12 protein-coding genes and 1 tRNA gene are annotated in these 15,864 nt (G+C 66.8%); 4 read left to right on the top strand and 9 right to left on the bottom strand.

Annotation, left to right across the window (positions count from 1 at the left end):
- Nucleotides 1-73: 73 nt before the first annotated feature.
- Nucleotides 74-304: a 50S ribosomal protein L31 gene (gene rpmE, locus D3H54_RS08420; protein WP_149378659.1), complete on the bottom strand. Its 231-nt coding sequence runs from the start codon at nt 302-304 to the stop codon at nt 74-76.
- A 145-nt stretch (nt 305-449) separates the two neighbouring features.
- Nucleotides 450-2,024, bottom strand: a complete 1,575-nt coding sequence (gene fadD1 / locus D3H54_RS08415; RefSeq protein WP_149378658.1) for a fatty-acid--CoA ligase FadD1 — start codon at nt 2,022-2,024, stop codon at nt 450-452.
- Nucleotides 2,025-2,207: 183 nt separating this feature from the next.
- On the opposite strand from fadD1, the gene D3H54_RS08410 reads away from it, so the two are divergent.
- Nucleotides 2,208-2,828: a TetR/AcrR family transcriptional regulator gene (locus tag D3H54_RS08410; RefSeq protein ID WP_149378657.1), complete on the top strand. Its 621-nt coding sequence runs from the start codon at nt 2,208-2,210 to the stop codon at nt 2,826-2,828.
- 81 nt (nt 2,829-2,909) lie between these two features.
- Nucleotides 2,910-3,716 (top strand): RsiV family protein, encoded by an 807-nt coding sequence (locus D3H54_RS31130; RefSeq protein ID WP_168214815.1) that lies wholly within the window; start codon nt 2,910-2,912, stop codon nt 3,714-3,716.
- On the opposite strand, the gene D3H54_RS08400 is transcribed toward D3H54_RS31130, so the two are convergent.
- The 7 genes from D3H54_RS08400 to argS form a co-directional block, all read right to left on the bottom strand.
- Complete coding sequence (locus tag D3H54_RS08400; protein WP_149378656.1) at nt 3,713-4,699, bottom strand: IS481 family transposase; 987 nt, start codon at nt 4,697-4,699, stop codon at nt 3,713-3,715. The genes D3H54_RS31130 and D3H54_RS08400 overlap by 4 nt on opposite strands.
- Before the next feature lie 130 nt (nt 4,700-4,829).
- The gene (gene rho / locus D3H54_RS08395; RefSeq protein ID WP_149378655.1) at nt 4,830-6,803 is read right to left on the bottom strand and encodes a transcription termination factor Rho; all 1,974 of its coding nucleotides are present in this window, start codon (nt 6,801-6,803) and stop codon (nt 4,830-4,832) included.
- Nucleotides 6,804-7,084: 281 nt separating this feature from the next.
- Nucleotides 7,085-8,029: a homoserine kinase gene (gene thrB, locus D3H54_RS08390; protein ID WP_149378654.1), complete on the bottom strand. Its 945-nt coding sequence runs from the start codon at nt 8,027-8,029 to the stop codon at nt 7,085-7,087.
- Nucleotides 8,030-8,042: 13 nt separating this feature from the next.
- Nucleotides 8,043-9,128, bottom strand: coding sequence for a threonine synthase (gene thrC, locus D3H54_RS08385; RefSeq protein WP_149378653.1), 1,086 nt, complete (start codon nt 9,126-9,128; stop codon nt 8,043-8,045).
- Nucleotides 9,125-10,429, bottom strand: coding sequence for a homoserine dehydrogenase (locus D3H54_RS08380; RefSeq protein WP_149378652.1), 1,305 nt, complete (start codon nt 10,427-10,429; stop codon nt 9,125-9,127). The genes thrC and D3H54_RS08380 overlap by 4 nt, the downstream gene beginning before the upstream one ends.
- Before the next feature lie 6 nt (nt 10,430-10,435).
- The gene (lysA, locus tag D3H54_RS08375) at nt 10,436-11,815 is read right to left on the bottom strand and encodes a diaminopimelate decarboxylase (RefSeq protein ID WP_210419719.1); all 1,380 of its coding nucleotides are present in this window, start codon (nt 11,813-11,815) and stop codon (nt 10,436-10,438) included.
- Nucleotides 11,816-11,850: 35 nt separating this feature from the next.
- Nucleotides 11,851-13,503, bottom strand: a complete 1,653-nt coding sequence (argS, locus tag D3H54_RS08370) for an arginine--tRNA ligase (RefSeq protein ID WP_149378650.1) — start codon at nt 13,501-13,503, stop codon at nt 11,851-11,853.
- A 226-nt stretch (nt 13,504-13,729) separates the two neighbouring features.
- Here argS and D3H54_RS08365 point away from each other — a divergent pair.
- Together D3H54_RS08365 and D3H54_RS08360 are read left to right on the top strand one after the other, a co-directional pair.
- Nucleotides 13,730-13,802: transfer RNA gene (locus D3H54_RS08365), tRNA-Arg, on the top strand.
- A 486-nt stretch (nt 13,803-14,288) separates the two neighbouring features.
- The gene (locus tag D3H54_RS08360; protein ID WP_168214814.1) at nt 14,289-15,641 is read left to right on the top strand and encodes a hypothetical protein; all 1,353 of its coding nucleotides are present in this window, start codon (nt 14,289-14,291) and stop codon (nt 15,639-15,641) included.
- The last annotated feature ends 223 nt before the right edge of the window (nt 15,642-15,864 follow it).

Here is a 15,864-nt window from a genome sequence, read left to right as displayed (position 1 = left end):
CGTCAACCGGCCCCGAACGCAAACCGACGCCCGGCCTGCGCGCAGGGCAGCAGAGCGGGCGTCGGTAAAGCAGCTACTTGTCGGCGGTCTCGCCGGTCTTGCGCTTGCCGTAGCGCTTCTCGAAGCGGGCGACGCGGCCGCCGCTGTCGAGGATCTTCTGCTTGCCGGTGTAGAACGGGTGGCACTGCGAGCACACCTCGACGGTGATGTGTCCGCCGTCCTTGGTGCTGCGAGTGGTGAAGGAGTTGCCACAACCGCAGACCACGGTGGTCTCGGAGTAGGCGGGATGAATCCCAGTTTTCATGGTGTCCTCTGCATTCGATGGTCGCCGGGTCGCCCGAGTGTTTTCCTGGCAATTCGAGCGTGAACCGGTACCTGAGGTGGTCGACGATCCAGTATGCCAGGTTGACCGTCACCAGCCCAAACGCGCGGTTGCCTCGGCCTATTCCTCAGGCGATGGCGTAGCTCCTCGACCGCGCCGCGCGAGCCCAGACCACACCCTTGCGGGGCTTGGTCCCCTGGGTGATCAGCTCTCGCTTGAGCACCTTGTTGGTGGCGGTGGCCGGTAGCTTGTCGGCGATCCAGACATACCTAGGCCACGACTTGGGCGACAGGTCCGACTGCTGTGCCAGGAACTCCTCGAGCTCGGCCGGGGTCAGTTCGGCGTGGTCGGCGAGCACGATCGCCGCCATCACCTGATCGCCCACATGCTCGTCCGGCACCGGGTACACCGCCACCTGGCTGACCTGCGGCAACCGCAGGATGATCCGCTCGATAGGGGCGGCGGCCATGTTCTCGCCGTCGACGCGCATCCAGTCCGCGGTGCGGCCGGCCAGGTAGATCCAGCCGTCGGCGTCGCGGTAGCCGAGGTCACCGGACCAGTACATGCCGTGACGCAGGCGTTCGTCGGTGGCGTTGCCGTCGTTGTAGTACCCGCCGAACATGCCGCCGCCGGTGGTGTTGACGATCTCCCCCACCGCCTCGTCGGCGTTGGCCAGCGCGCCGGTCTCGTCGAACACCGCCGTCGCGCATTCCTGCCGGGTCTCGGGGTCGTAGATGGCCACGCCGGGAAAGCCGCGCCCGACCGAACCGGGTGGGCAGTCGTCCTCGCGGGTGATGATGACCGCGCCCTCGGTGGAGCCGAACCCGTCCCACACCGCACATCCGAAGCGGCGGCCGAACTCGGCGATGTCGCGGTCGGTGGCCTCGTTGCCGAAGGCGACCCGCAGCGGATTGTCGTGGTCGTCGGGCTGCTCCGGCGTGGCCAAGACATAGGCCAGCGGCTTGCCGACGTAGTTCATGTAGGTGGCGCCGTACCGTCGCAGGTCGGCCAGCAGCCCGGACGCCGAGAACGCGGCCGGGGCCATCGCCGCACCGGCGTTGAGCGCCACCGCCCAGCCGGCCATCAATGCGTTCGAATGGAACAGCGGCATCGACAGGTAGCAGACGTCGTCGGCGGTAATCCCGAACCGGTCGGCCAACGCGACGCCGGCGAACGGCACCATCATGTGCGCGACCTGCACCGCCTTGGGCTCACCGCTGGTGCCCGAGGTGAAGATCAGCATGAACGTGTCGGTCGCGGCGACTTCCCGGTGCGGTGTCAGCTCCCCGGCGCCGGCCAGCAGCGCCGACCATTCGGCGGAGTCGACGTCGAACACGCGGACGCCGGGCAGCTCCAGCCCCTCGAGCAGCTCGCGGTGCGCCGAATCGGTGAGCAGGATCTGGCAGTCGGCCTTGACGATGTCGCGGGCGAGCGCCGCGCCGCGGCGAGTGTTGTTCACCCCGCACAGCACGTACCCGCCGAGGCCGGCCGCCGCCATGGCGGTCAGCATCGCGGGAGTGTTGCCCAGCAGCGTTCCGACGTGCAGCGGCCGATCCGGGTCGGCGATCGCGATCAGACCCGCCGCCTGGCGGGCCGCCTCGTCGAGGTGTTCGCGCCAGGTCCACACCTGCTCGCCGAACTTCACCGCCGGGGTGGTGTCGTCGAGGCGCTCACGAAGCAGCTGCTGGACGGTCTCAGCCACGGATCTCCCCTCCTGGGCCAACTTCGGCATCCCCCGGCTTTCCAGGGTGCCTTAGGTCACAATAGAAGCGCAGGGTAAACAGAATGCCAAATCTGTCTACCGGTGTGCGGGACGGTTGCCGCGTCCCGTTTGAAAGGATGTCCGTATCGGGACTGTCGGGTCGAGACAAGGAGGGCCACCCAGGTGACTGCCAGCGCCGACGCCGACAGCCGACAGAAGTCCGTCCAGGAGCGGCTGGTAGACGCCGCCGAATCCTGCCTGCGCGCCAAGGGCATCCGGGCGACCACGGTCTCAGAGGTTGCGGAGGCCGCGGGGGTCTCCCGCGGCTGGCTCTACCGGCACTACCCCGACAAGGCCTCGCTGCTGGGTGCGGCGATCGTGCGCCTCAACAACGCGTTCTGGGCCGAATCGCACCAAGTGCTCGACGGACTCGACACCTTCGAGGATCGATTGGCCGTCGGGGTGCGACTGGGCCGCAGCGCGTACGACTCCCCCGGCGCGCTCGTGATGCAGCTGCGACGCGATGAACCCGAAGAGTTCGCGGCCTGCGCCGGCGCCGGCGTGCAAGGCCTGGTGCCCGATCTCGGCCGGTTCTGGCGGCCATACCTGGAGGCGGCGCGCGACGGCGGCGAGATCCACGCCGACACCGACCTCGACGAGGCAGCCGAGTGGGTGGCCCGGGTACAGATCACCCTCGGCACCGTTCCCGGTGAGACGATCGACCCCGACGACCACGCCGCGGTGCTGCGCTTCATGCGGCGCTACGTGCTCCCCGGGCTTCGCATGGCGCCCCCAGCAGAGTGAGTGTTGCTGAAAACCATTGTGCGCCAAGCGCAATGATGATCTATGCGCCGCACCGGCTGACCGCCTGACACAATGTCAGGCATGGGCACACGCAGCCGCCGGGGGGCGGTCTTGGTTGCAGCTTTGGCCGTCGGTCTCACCGCATGCGGGGGTTCGACAAGCACGTCGGCGAAGACGACGGCCACCACAGCGGCCGTCAGCGCGTCGGGATCCGCCACCGCGTCGCCGACGACCGAAGCGCCCACCAAGGGCGTCGCCAACAAGCAGACCTACTCGGTCACCCGGTCCACCGCCGGGGACGCCACCACCGACGGCAAGGGCAGATGGACTCTCGTCGTCGACACCATCACCGGTGGCGATCCGCGGGTGGCCGGCGCCTTCAACAGCGCGGTGCACGCCTCCGCCGCCGGACAGCTCGAACCGGTCAAACGCGACGCCGATCCGGACGGCACCTGGACGTTCGAGACCCAGCCGCAGATCTACTTCGGCGGCGCATCGGTGTCGGAACTGATCAGCGGCCTGTACGTGCACACGCCGTCGGCGCATCCGAGCAGCTTCGTCAGCACAGTGGTGATCGACGCGCGCAGCGCAAAGCCGATCACGCTGGGCGACCTGTTCACCGACAAGCAAGCCGGGCTGAACAAGCTCTCCGAACAGACGAAGGCGCTACTACCCGCAGTCAGCGGGGTCGGGCCGACCCCGATGCCCGACGAACCGGGCAACGCGCCGACCGAAGCGAACTTCGCCAACTGGATTCCGACGCCTGCGGGGTTGGAGATCCACTTCGCCGACTACCAGTTCTTCCACGGCACACCGACGATCACGGTGCCGTGGTCGGCACTCGACGGTCTGCTGGCGCCCGGTATGGACGCGCTGAGGCAGAGCTAGTTGTACTGACCTGAGAGGTTAGGTACGCGGGTGGCGGGTGGTTGGCCGCCGAGTGCGGTGTGGCCGCGATGGTGATTGTAGGTATGCAGCCAGCGAGGGAACTCCGCGCACCGTTCGGCGTCGCTGGTGTAGAGCCGCGCATATGCCCATTCATCGGCAAGGGTTCGGTGGAATCGCTCCACCTTGCCGTTCGTCTGGGGTCGATAGGGTTTGGTTCGACGATGTTCGATCTGCCCGAGTGCATCTCGGAATGAGTGGGATCGGTAACAGGAGCCGTTGTCTGTCAACACTTTCCGTACGGTGAAGCCGCATGCGTTGAACCATTCGTTAGCCCTTTGCCAGAAGTCAGCAGCTGTGTCTTTGCGTTCGTCGATTAGCAGTTCGGAGTAGGCCAGCCGGGAGTGAGCGTCGATGGCGGTGTGCAAGAAGTGATAACCACGCCGCCCGGAACGGTCGCTGCCAGTTCCTATGCTTCTGTCCTTGCGGGAGTGATGATTTCCTGCGCTGCGGCCCAACATGCGCCATCCGCCGCCAGCCGGGATCTTGCCTACCTTCTTGACATCGACATGCACCAGGTCGCCGGGGCTGGCTGACTCCATCCGCCGGATAACTCGCCCGGTGGGCCGGTCCAGCCACCGCAGCTTGGCTAGGCCGTAGCGCCTCAACACGTTGTGGACAGTCGAGACATTCAGTCCCAGCAGATAAGCAATGCGAGCCGGTCCCCAACGTCGAAGTACTCGGACTTTAATGATGCGCCGCTCGGTGCGTGTGGGGGTTTGATTAGGGCTGTGATGTGGGCGTGAGCTGCGGTCGGCCATGCCGGCTTCGCCTAGTTCGCGGTAGCGGCGGGCCCAGCGCGCAGCGGTAGTGACCGCAACCTGGAACCGCTCGGCCGCCCGTCGCAGCGTCCAGCCATCCTCGACAACGCAACGTGCCAGCCGCAGACGACCGGTTTCGGACAAGGGGGCATTACGGTGGACCATGAAGACCTCCGGAGTGAGTTGGTGCGTTCCTTAAGCAGCTCGCACTTCACTCGGAGGTCTTCGTCATGTCACTACGCCACGCCGTACTTAACGTCCGTGGTCAGTACAGCTAGTTCGGCGCTGGTTCGGACTAGTCGACGTCCATGCTGCCGGCATTGCCGCCGGGCGTGTTCTTGGACACCTGAACCAGGAACTCGTAGTTGTTCTTGGTCTTGCGCAGCTGGCTCATCAGCAGGTCGATGGCCTGATGCGAGTCCAGTCCGGACAGCACGCGCCGCAGCTTGTGCACGACCGCGAACTCGTCGGGGCTGAGCAGCAGCTCGTCCTTGCGGGTGCCCGACGGATTGACGTCCACCGCCGGGAACACCCGGCGTTCGGCGATCTTGCGATCGAGCTTGAGCTCGGCGTTGCCAGTGCCCTTGAACTCCTCGAAGATCACGGTGTCACCGGTCGAACCGGTCTCCACCATGGCCGTCGCGATGATCGTCAGAGAGCCACCGTGCTCGATGTTGCGGGCCGCGCCCAGGAACCGCTTGGGCGGATACAGCGCGGTCGAGTCCACACCACCGGACAGGATGCGCCCGGACGCCGGCGAGGCGTTGTTGTAGGCGCGGCCCAGGCGGGTGATCGAGTCGAGCAGCACGACGACGTCCTTACCCTGCTCGACCAGGCGCTTGGCCCGCTCGATGGCCAGCTCGGCGGCCTGGGTGTGGTCTGACGGCGGCCGGTCGAAGGTCGAGGCGATGACCTCACCCTTGACCGAGCGCTGCATGTCGGTGACTTCTTCGGGACGCTCGTCGACCAGCACCACCATCAGATGGCACTCGGGGTTGTTGCGGGTGATCGCGTTCGCGATGTCCTGCATGATCGTGGTCTTACCGGCCTTGGGCGGTGACACGATCAGGGCCCGCTGGCCCTTACCGATCGGCATGATCAGGTCGATCACGCGAGTGGTCAGCCGGTCGCTGGTGGTCTCCAGGCGCAGCCGCTGGTTCGGGTAGAGCGGCGTCATCTTGGTGAAGTCGGGCCGGTTCTTGGCCGCCTCGACCGGTCCGCCGTTGACACTGTCCAGGCGGACCAGCGGGTTGAACTTCTGCCGCTGGTTGTTCTGCTCGCCTTCCTTGGCCACCCGGACCGCACCGGTGACGGCGTCGCCGCGGCGCAGGCCGTTCTTGCGGACCATGTTCATCGAGACGTAGACGTCGTTGGGACCGGCCAGGTAGCCCGAGGTGCGGACGAACGCGTAGTTGTCCAGCACATCGAGGATGCCGGCGACCGGCTGGACGACGTCGTCTTCGCGCAGTTCGGCCTCGTTGCCGCCGCCGCCTTCGCCGCCCTGCCGCTCACCGCGGCGGCGGCGGTCACGGAACCGGCGGCCGCGACGACCCTGCCGGTCGTCGTCGTCATCGCGGTTCTGGTTGTCACCGCGGTTCTGGTTGTCGCCACGGTTCTGGTTGTCACCGCGGTTCTGGTTGTCACCGCGGTTCTGGTTGTCACCGCGGTTCTGGTTGTCGCCACGGTTCTGGTTGTCGCCACGGTTCTGGTTCTGCTGGCCGCCGGACTGGTCACCCGAATCGCGGTTGTCGGCCTTGTTCTCGGACTTCTTCTCGCCCTGCTCGGGCCGGTTGTCCTGAGATTTCGGCTGCTCTGCGGCGTCGGAGCCGGTGGCGCCGGCCTCACGGCTCGCGGTACGCCGCTCACGGCGACGCGGCTCGCCGCCATTGGTTGCGGCGGGGTTGGTGTCGCCGGTCTTCTCTGCGTCGTCACGAGCCTCGGCGGGCTGGGCGGCAGGCGCCTTCTCGGCAGTGTCGGCACTGCGCGAGGCGGTCCCGTTGCCGCCGTTCTGGTGCTCCTTGATGGCGGCGATGAGATCGCTCTTGCGCATTCCGGAGGTTCCCTTGACGCCAACTCGGCTGGCCAGGGCACGAAGTTCGGGCAAAACCATCGTCGAGAGCGAGCCGCTCGCGCCGGCGTCCCCACGGGGGGCGGTCTGCGAGGAGGTGTCCGGCCGAGAATCAGGCGCCGAGGGGGATTCTGCGGTCACGGCGGGCGCCTCCGTCTGCGGGGCGCGTTCTGCAGCCGTGATCAGGTCCGTATCGGTCACGGATTTCCTTTCTTCCCCCGCCGTTTCATCGGGGCGAGGGGTTCTGGCACTCAGCCGATTCGCTGAATGCGAAGTCTCACCATCGTCTGTGTCAACGGTGATCGCCGGGATTCGCGGCCATGGAGATATGGCGAACCGTCAGTCCATGAGTTGAACACAAGAGAAATTGGTGGTCGTCCTAGTGTCGGCGCAGGAACAGTCGCTGCGATTGCCGGGACGGCACCGAGGATATCCCCCTTTACCGCCGGAAAGCAAGAAATGACCCCCGGCGTGTGCGCAACTCAACCGCGGACTGCGACGCCCGAGCTCCAGCGAACTGCTTCGCCGACGCTCATCTCGCTGACGGTGAATCCCATCGCGGTGCCGAACTCGACGGCCTCGGCCGGCAGTTCCGCGCTGGTTGTGAGGGCCAAGACCGACGGACCAGCACCGGAAAGCACCGCTGGGACACCACAACGCCGCAACACCTGCAGGTATTCCGCCGAGGCCGGCATGGCCGGGCCGCGTTGCGGCTGGTGCAGAACGTCGTCGGTGGCCGCCATCAGCAAGTCCGGCCGCTCCGTGAGTGCGACTACCAGCAACGCTGCCCGGCTCAGGTTGAAGCGGGCATCGACGTGGCTGACGTGATCAGGCAGCAGCACCCGGGTCTCCGCGGTCGACGACCGGACCTGCGGGATTCCCGGAAACAGCCGGATGTCCGGGTGCAGTCGCAGCGGAGCGGCCGCATACGTCGCGGGTGTCGTGCGGGTGTCGGTCCACGACACCACGGCCCCACCGAGCACCGCAGCCGACGCGTTGTCGGGATGACCTTCGAACTCCGACGACAGCTGGATCAACTGCGCGTCCGTCAGCGGCTCCAAATCCGCTTGTGCCAGAAGGCCATTCGCGGCTGCCAACCCTCCGACAACGGCCGCGGCGGACGAGCCGAGACCCCGCGAGTGCGGAATCGCATTGCGGCACCGCACAAGCAGCCCCGGGACGCCGACACCACCGGCCGTCAGGCCCCGGTGCAGAGCTCGGACCACCAGGTGCTCGGCGGTCTGCGGCACCTGGCCGGCCCCTTCGCCCTCCACCTCGATGATCAATCCGGCGTCGGTGGTCTCGACCACGATCTCGTCGTAAAGCCCCAGCGCCAGGCCAAGGCTGTCGAAGCCAGGGCCGAGGTTGGCGCTGGACGCCGCGACGGTGGCGTGGGAGGTCAGGCCGGCAGGCAGTTTCACAGTCACCGGGGTGCGTCTCTCAGACCAGGCCCAGCTCGGCGACGACGGCGCCAGGGTCAACCGGCAACGGTTTCACTTCTGGCATGCCGCGCAGTGCGGTGTCCGGATCCTTCAGACCATTGCCGGTCACGGTGCACACCACCGAGGAGCCGGGCTTGACCCAGCCGTCCTCGACCGACTTCAGCAGACCGGCGATGCTGGCGGCCGACGCGGGCTCGACGAACACACCTTCCAACTGGGCTACCAGGTGATATGCGGCCAGGATCTCCTCGTCGGTGGCCGCCAGGAAGCGGCCGCCGGACTCCTGCTGGGCCGTCACGGCACCGTCCCAGGACGCCGGCGAGCCGATCCGGATCGCGGTGGCGATGGTCTCGGGGTTGGTGACCGGATGACCCGACACCAGTGGCGCCGCGCCGGCGGCCTGCGTGCCGAGCATGCGGGGCAGCCGCTCGGTCAGGCCGTCGCGGTGGTATTCGCGGTAGCCCTTCCAGTACGCGGTGATGTTGCCTGCGTTGCCGACCGGCAGTGAGTGCACGTCGGGCGCGACGCCCAGCGCGTCGACGATCTCGAACGCCGCGGTCTTCTGCCCTTCGATGCGCACCGGGTTCACGCTGTTGACCAGCGCGATGGTCTGGTAGTCGTTGGTGAGCTTGCGGGCCAGCTCCAGGCAGTCGTCGAAGTTGCCGTCGATCTGAATGATCTTGGCGCCGTGCATGACTGCCTGCGCCAGCTTGCCCATGGCGATCTTGCCCTGCGGGATCAGTACCGCGCAGGTGATGCCGGCCCGAGCGGCGTAGGCGGCCGCTGACGCAGAGGTGTTGCCGGTCGAGGCGCACAACACGGCCTTCTGGCCGCGTGCGACGGCGTCGGTCACCGCCATGGTCATCCCGCGGTCTTTGAAGGAGCCGGTGGGGTTGAGACCCTCGACCTTCAAATGAACTGTGCAGCCGGTCTTTTCAGATAGCCGCGGAGCGCTGATGAGCGGGGTGCCACCCTCGAGGAGGGTCACCGGGGTCCAGTCCGCGCCGACCGGCAGCCGGTCGCGGTAGGCCTCGATCAGTCCGCGCCACGGGGTGTGTACGGGAGATGCCTTGATTGAGCTCATTCGCTGGTTCCCTCCAGACGCAGCACGCTGTTGACTTCCTGGACAGCGTCGTGATCGGCCAGTGCGGCAACGGTTTCGGACAACGCCGCGTCCGTGGCCCGGTGGGTGACCACCACGATGCGGGCACCCTCGTCGGCCATGCTTTCCTGTCGCACCTCGGCGATGCTGACCTCGCGCTTGGCGAATTCGGCCGCGACCGAAGACAACACGCCGGGGCGGTCGGTGACGGTCATGCTGACGTAGTACCGGGTCTGGATGATGCCCATCGGCGCGATCGGCAGCTGCGCGTACTTGGATTCGCGCGGACCGCGGCCGCCCTGGACCCGGTTGCGCGCGGCCATCACCAGATCGCCCATCACCGCCGAGGCCGTCGGCGCACCGCCGGCGCCCTGACCGTAGAACATCAACCGTCCGGCGGCCTCGGCCTCGACGACGACGGCGTTGAACGCACCGTTGACGTTGGCCAGCGGGTGACTCAGCGGCACCAGCGCCGGGTAGACCCGAGCGGAAACCCGTTGCTGTCCATCGCTTCCGGTGACCCGCTCGCAGATCGACAGCAGCTTGATGGTGCATCCCAGGGCTTTGGCCGACTCGAAGTCTTCCGGGGTGATCTTGGTGATGCCCTCGCGGTAGACGTCGTCGGCGGTGACGCGGGTATGGAACGCGATCGACGCCAGGATCGCGGCCTTGGCTGCCGCGTCGTAACCCTCGACGTCGGCGGTCGGGTCGGCCTCTGCGTATCCCAGAGCGCTCGCATCGGCCAGGGCGGAACTGTAATCAGCTCCGGTGGAGGACATTTCGGACAAGATGTAGTTCGTGGTGCCGTTGACGATGCCCGCCACCCGCAGCACGGTGTCGCCGGCCAACGACTGCGTCAACGGCCGGATCACCGGGATCGCGCCGGCCACCGCGGCCTCGAAATACAAGTCCACGTGGGCCCGTTCGGCGGCCTGGGCCAACTCGCCGGTGGACTGGGCCAGCAGCGCCTTGTTGGCGGTCACCACCGACTTGCCGCCCTCGAGCGCGGTCAGGATCGCCTTGCGCGCGGGTTCCACGGGACCCATCACCTCGACGACGAGGTCCACGTCGTCGCGGGAGACCAGTTCCTCGACGTTGTCGGTGAGCAACTCCACCGGCAGGCCGCGGTCATCGGAGACCCGGCGCACCGCCACGCCACGCAGTTCCAGCGGTGCACCGATACGGGCGGCCAGGTCCGGCGCGCTCTCCTCGATGATCCGGACAACCTCACTGCCGACGTTACCCAGGCCCAATACCGCTACGCCTATTGCTTTTTCCGCCATCGGTTCTTACCTCACTTCCAGACTCAGCAGATCGTCGACGGTCTCCCGGCGCAGGATCAGGCGAGCCCGCCCGTCGCGCACGGCCACCACTGCGGGACGGCCGATCAGGTTGTATCGACTGGACATCGAATAGCAGTAGGCACCGGTCGCGGCCACCGCCAGCAGGTCACCAGGTGTGACGTCCTCGGGCACCCAGGTGTCTCGGACGACGATGTCACCACTCTCGCAATGCTTTCCGACGATCCGGGCCAGCGTCGGCGCGGACTCGGAAACCCGGGACACCAGCCGGACGTCATACTCGGCACCGTAGAGGGCCGGGCGGATGTTGTCGCTCATCCCGCCGTCGACACTGACGTAGCAGCGCGAGGCGCCCGATCCGATCGCGACGTCCTTGACCGTGCCGACCTGATACAGCGTCACCGTGCCCGGCCCGGCGATCGCCCGGCCGGGCTCGACGACCAGGCGGGGCGCGGGCAGCCCGACAGCTGCCGACTCACTGCGCACGATCGCGTCGAGCTTTCCGGCGAGATCGTGGATCGGCGGCGGATCATCCTGGGGCAGATAGGAAATGCCCAGTCCCCCACCAAGGTCGACCACCGCCATCTGCGCGGTCTTGTCGACCCCGAACTCGGCGACCACGTCGCGCAGCAGACCGATGACCCGGTGGGCGGCCAGCTCGAAACCCGCCACGTCGAAGATCTGCGAGCCGATGTGGCTGTGCAGTCCCACCAGGCGCAGGTGATCGGCGGCGAATACCCGGCGCACCGCATCCATGGCCGCGCCGCTGGCCAGCGACAGGCCGAACTTCTGGTCCTCGTGGGCGGTCGCGATGAACTCGTGGGTATGCGCCTCGACCCCGACGGTGACCCGGAGCAACACGTCCTGGACCACACCGGCCTCGCCGGCGATCGTGTCGAGACGATCGATCTCGGTGATCGAGTCCAGCACGATGTGTCCGACACCCACCTTGACCGCGGTCGTCAGCTCGTCGACAGATTTGTTGTTGCCGTGGAAGGCAATTCGCTCGGCCGGGAACCCGGCGTGCAGAGCGACGGCGAGTTCTCCGCCGCTGGCGACGTCCAGCGACAGGCCCTCCTGGTCTACCCAGCGGGCAATCTCACTGCACAGGAATGCTTTACCCGCATAGTGCACGTTGTGTCCGCCGCCGAACGCGGCTGCGATCTCGCGGCACCGACTGCGGAAATCGTCCTCGTCGATGACGAACAGCGGCGTGCCGTACTCGGCGGCCAGCTCGGTCACCGCCACGCCCGCGATCGAGACTTCGCCGTCGTCACCACGAACAAGGTTGCGTGGCCACACATTCGGCGCGAGCGCCAGCGCATCAGCGGCGGTCTGCGGTTGCTGCGGGGCACCGCCGTGATGGATCTCGTCGGCATGGCGCGGGCCCGCGGGATGAGCGTTCACATCCGCTCCGGTGCGGACACGCCGAGGATGTTCAGACCGTTGGCGATCACCTGACGCGTGGCCGCACACAAGGCCAGCCGCGCACGATGCAGATCGCCTGGCTCTTCATCGCCCATGGGCAGCACCCGGCACGAGTCATAGAACCGGTGGTAGTCGCCGGCAAGGTCTTCGAGGTAGCGGCACACCCGGTGCGGCTCGCGCAACGAGGCGCCGGCCTTGAGCACCCGGCCGAACTCACCGAGATTGCGGATCAGCGCGCCCTCTTTGTCGTGGGTGAGCAGCTCCAGGTGGGCGGTGTCGGGGGTCAGCCCCAGGTCGGCGGCGTTGCGGGCCAGAGCCGACAACCGCGCGTGCGCGTATTGCACGTAGTAGACCGGGTTTTCGCTGGACGCCGACGACCACAGCTGCAAGTCGATGTCGATCGGGGTGTCCACCGAGGAGCGGGTCAGCGAGTAGCGGGCCGCGTCAACGCCGATGGCCTCGACCAGATCGTCGAGGGTGATGACGGTTCCGGCGCGCTTGCTCATCCGGACCGGCTGGCCGTCGCGAACCAGGTTGACCATCTGCCCGATCAGTACCTCGACGGTGTCGGGGTCGTCGCCGAGGGCGGCGGCGGCGGCCTTGAGCCGAGCGATGTACCCGTGGTGGTCGGCGCCCAGCATGTAGATGCAGAGGTCGAATCCGCGCTGGCGCTTGTCCAGGTAGTAGGCCAGGTCGCCGGCGATGTACGCGGGCTGACCGTCACTCTTGATGACGACCCGGTCTTTGTCGTCGCCGAATTCCGTTGTGCGCAACCAGGTTGCGCCGTCCTTCTCGTAAATGTTGCCGGTCTGGCGCAGCTTGGCGATGGCCTGATCGACTCGCCCGCTGGTGTGCATCGAGTCTTCGTGGGTGTAGACGTCGAAGTCCGTGCCGAACTCGTGCAGCGATTCCTTGATGTGGTTGAACATCAGGTCCACGCCGATGGAGCGGAAGGTCTCCTTCTGCTCGTCACCGGTCTGACTCAGCGCGTCGGGGGCCTTGGCCAGCACCTGGTCGGCAATGTCCTTGATGTAGTCGCCGGCATAGCCGTCTTCGGGCGCGGGCTCGCCGTTCGCCGCGGCGATCAGGGAGTTGGTGAACCGGTCGATCTGGGCGCCGTGGTCGTTGAAGTAGTACTCCCGGGTGACCGCGGCACCCTGGGTGCTCAACAGCCGGCCCAGGGCGTCACCAACCGCGGCCCAGCGGGTGCCGCCGATGTGGATCGGGCCGGTCGGGTTGGCCGACACGAACTCCAGGTTGATGTTGGTGCCGTTGAGCGCGGTGGAATTGCCGTAGCTCGCTCCCGCGGCGAGCACGTTGCTCACGATGACGCCCTGCGCCGAGGCCTCGATACGCAGATTCACGAAGCCGGGGCCTGCGACCTCGGCCGCGGAGATGCCGTCGGCCTCGGACAGGGCGGCGGCCAGCCAGCCGGCCAGCTCACGAGGGTTGACGCCGACCTTCTTGGCCAGCTGAAGTGCCACGTTGGTCGCGTAATCACCGTGCTCAGGGTTGCGCGGACGCTCGACGGTCACGGTCGCTGGCAGGGCGGCGATATCCAGGTCACGCTCGGCGAGCACCGCGGCGGCGGTGTTCTTGAGCAGCTCGGCGAGGTCGGCGGGTGTCACGAGGGTCCATCCTATGGTCTGACGTGGTCAGCGCCCGAATCCATATCTCGGGCTCCGGCGGGCAGGAGCGCAGCGACCCGGGGATCAGTCCGGCGGGCAGGAGCGCAGCGACCCGGGGATCAGTCCGGCGGGCAGGAGCGCAGCGACCCGGGGATCAGTCCGGCGGGCAGGAGCAGTCACCCAGATGAGTTAGGCTGTCGGAGCCCATTGGCGCAGCTGTGCGTGCGCCCCCGTAGCTCAGGGGATAGAGCGTCTGCCTCCGGAGCAGAAGGCCGCAGGTTCGAATCCTGCCGGGGGCACTCAGTTCGAAGCGACATCCCTCAATTTGCGGCAGCAACAGCCACCCGCAACTGAGCTACCGAACCGGCGTGCCCATCCCAACCGCCAGGTCAAGACTTCGGCCAGTCTTCGCGAATGTTTCAGCAGATCTTTGGCAGCACGCCGTCGAGGCGACCCATTAACCGTACGGATGGACTCCTATAAAACCTGAGACTCGCGTCTCCACCCCTTTAGCAGGTCGCTGGACCCCCGGGCTCGCCGTGTTCTGCCGGCCCTACCCGCGCGGCGCACCTTGGCACGGGGAGCCAAGGCCCGCGACGGTAGGCGCGGACAGCTGCAAGTACGGCCTGCGACCGGCGTCCAGCAGCATGAACAGGCCGCCAAGACTCGGCCCGGCAGGTCCTACGGGGAATCATTGGCAAATATCTATTGAAGCCCGTCAGTCGCCGGCCGTTGTCCGGTACGGTCCAGACCAGCAAAGAAATGCTCTAGCAACGGAGAGTTCGGTGGGTCGGGTTCAAGATAGACGAAACGCGTTGCTTGGCGCGTTGGCCGCAGGCGCGCTGGTCACCGCAACAATCAGCGAAGCGCCGTTATCCCATGCGAACTGCTTTTCAGCCTTCGGGTTGAACAATGGCAACGGTTGCACGAGCAACTTAACCACGCTTGCGATTGGGATTGGCGATGGTGCAGTAGCAAATGCGGCTAACGCACTGTTCGGCGGCGCGATCGCGATAGGCAACTCCGCCAGTGCCATCACCGACATCGCCGCCTTCACCTTCGCCGGTGCGTTCGGTAACGGTGCGTCGGCAGTCACGCTGCAATCGCTGTTCGGGCTCAATCTACAATTCGGGCCCGGCTCGGCCTCCACACTGAGCGGCGCCCTCGATTTCGTACTCGGTATGGCGTCCGCCGGCGGCGGTGCCGCAACGGCGGCCTCTATTGGCCTCGGCAACATCACAATCCAGATCGGGCCGGGCTCGGCCAACACACTCGGCGGCTTCAACCTTGCCCTCGGTCTTCCGGGCGGCGGCACCGGGACCCAGTCAACTGCAGTCGCGGGCTTGGGCAACATTGCCGCACAAATCGGAACGGGCCTGGTGAAAGCCGCCGGCTTACTCAACGTCGCATTCAGCTGGTCACCCAATGGCACCGGAACACAGTCCACCTCGGCCGGAATTTTCGGGAGCCTTGCTCTCAACATTCTGGGAGATGCCGGCAGCGTGGCAGCGCAGTCCATCTTTGGTTCTGCGGTGAATTTCCTGGGGGACGCAAACGCGGTCCTGGTACAAGGCATTTTGAGCGCCGCCGCGAACCTTGTCGGCTATCGCAACACGGTGTCGGTGACCGGCAAATTCCCCGGCCCGTTCAGTTTCGCGCTGGGCTCCTTCGTGCTCGACAGCACGCTGAAAGCGATCGGCGGTCCGCTTTCCATTGTGGCCTCACTTCTTCAGATGGGTGGAACGGTCAAGCAAAACGGCCCCGGCGTCAGCATCGGTGGCCCCTGGACACCACCCGCCAGCACGACAACCGCCGCTTCGGCCCGCGAACGCGGGGCCAGCACCACGAAGTCCCCGATCCCGGCTGCCGGCGGGGGGAATGACTCCAGCACGACCCCCGCCGCGGGATCGACTGCCCCTGGCACCGCGACTGCCGGCGCCGGCAGCGGTCGCGGCCGGGCCATCAGCTCCGCCTCCGGCCACACTCGCGCGCTTATGACACCTACTGCCGCAGGCGGAAACACGACCACCGCCGCAGCCGGACGCCACCGGAAACCAGATGCGAGCGACTCCGCCGACAGCGGTACCCGGCAGACCGGGACCGACGGAAGCGGCGGCGGGAAGCACAGGCGGCGTTAGCCGCTGGCGCAAGAATCCGGATTCTCTCAGATAGTTAAGAGTGGCAAATAGTTGTGTGTAGACGTGTGATACCGCGACGGCATCGACGCAAGTAATTTGCCGCTTCTCCCACCAGTTGTCAGCCGCGACGCCGGACGCTCGCATGCATCCGTCGCGGTGGCGCGCGTTCGTGTCACGATCGCCGGACGCTACGGGCTCCACCTGCGATTATGGTTGAAGTTCA

The sequence above is a fragment of the Mycobacterium sp. ELW1 genome (assembly GCF_008329905.1).
In the GTDB taxonomy this organism is placed as follows: Bacteria; Actinomycetota; Actinomycetes; order Mycobacteriales; family Mycobacteriaceae; genus Mycobacterium.
Note: the sequence above shows the minus strand (reverse complement) of the source record. Positions and strands in the feature narration are given on the sequence as shown.

What these genes read in the sequence shown, in the direction of transcription:
- D3H54_RS31130 (WP_168214815.1), top strand. Translation starts at nt 2,910, where the DNA reads ATGGGCACACGCAGCCGCCGGGGGGCGGTCTTGGTTGCAGCTTTGGCC.
- rpmE (WP_149378659.1), bottom strand. Translation starts at nt 304, where the DNA reads ATGAAAACTGGGATTCATCCCGCCTACTCCGAGACCACCGTGGTCTGC.
- D3H54_RS08380 (WP_149378652.1), bottom strand. Translation starts at nt 10,429, where the DNA reads ATGGCGGAAAAAGCAATAGGCGTAGCGGTATTGGGCCTGGGTAACGTC.
- thrC (WP_149378653.1), bottom strand. Translation starts at nt 9,128, where the DNA reads ATGAGCTCAATCAAGGCATCTCCCGTACACACCCCGTGGCGCGGACTG.
- D3H54_RS08400 (WP_149378656.1), bottom strand. Translation starts at nt 4,699, where the DNA reads ATGGTCCACCGTAATGCCCCCTTGTCCGAAACCGGTCGTCTGCGGCTG.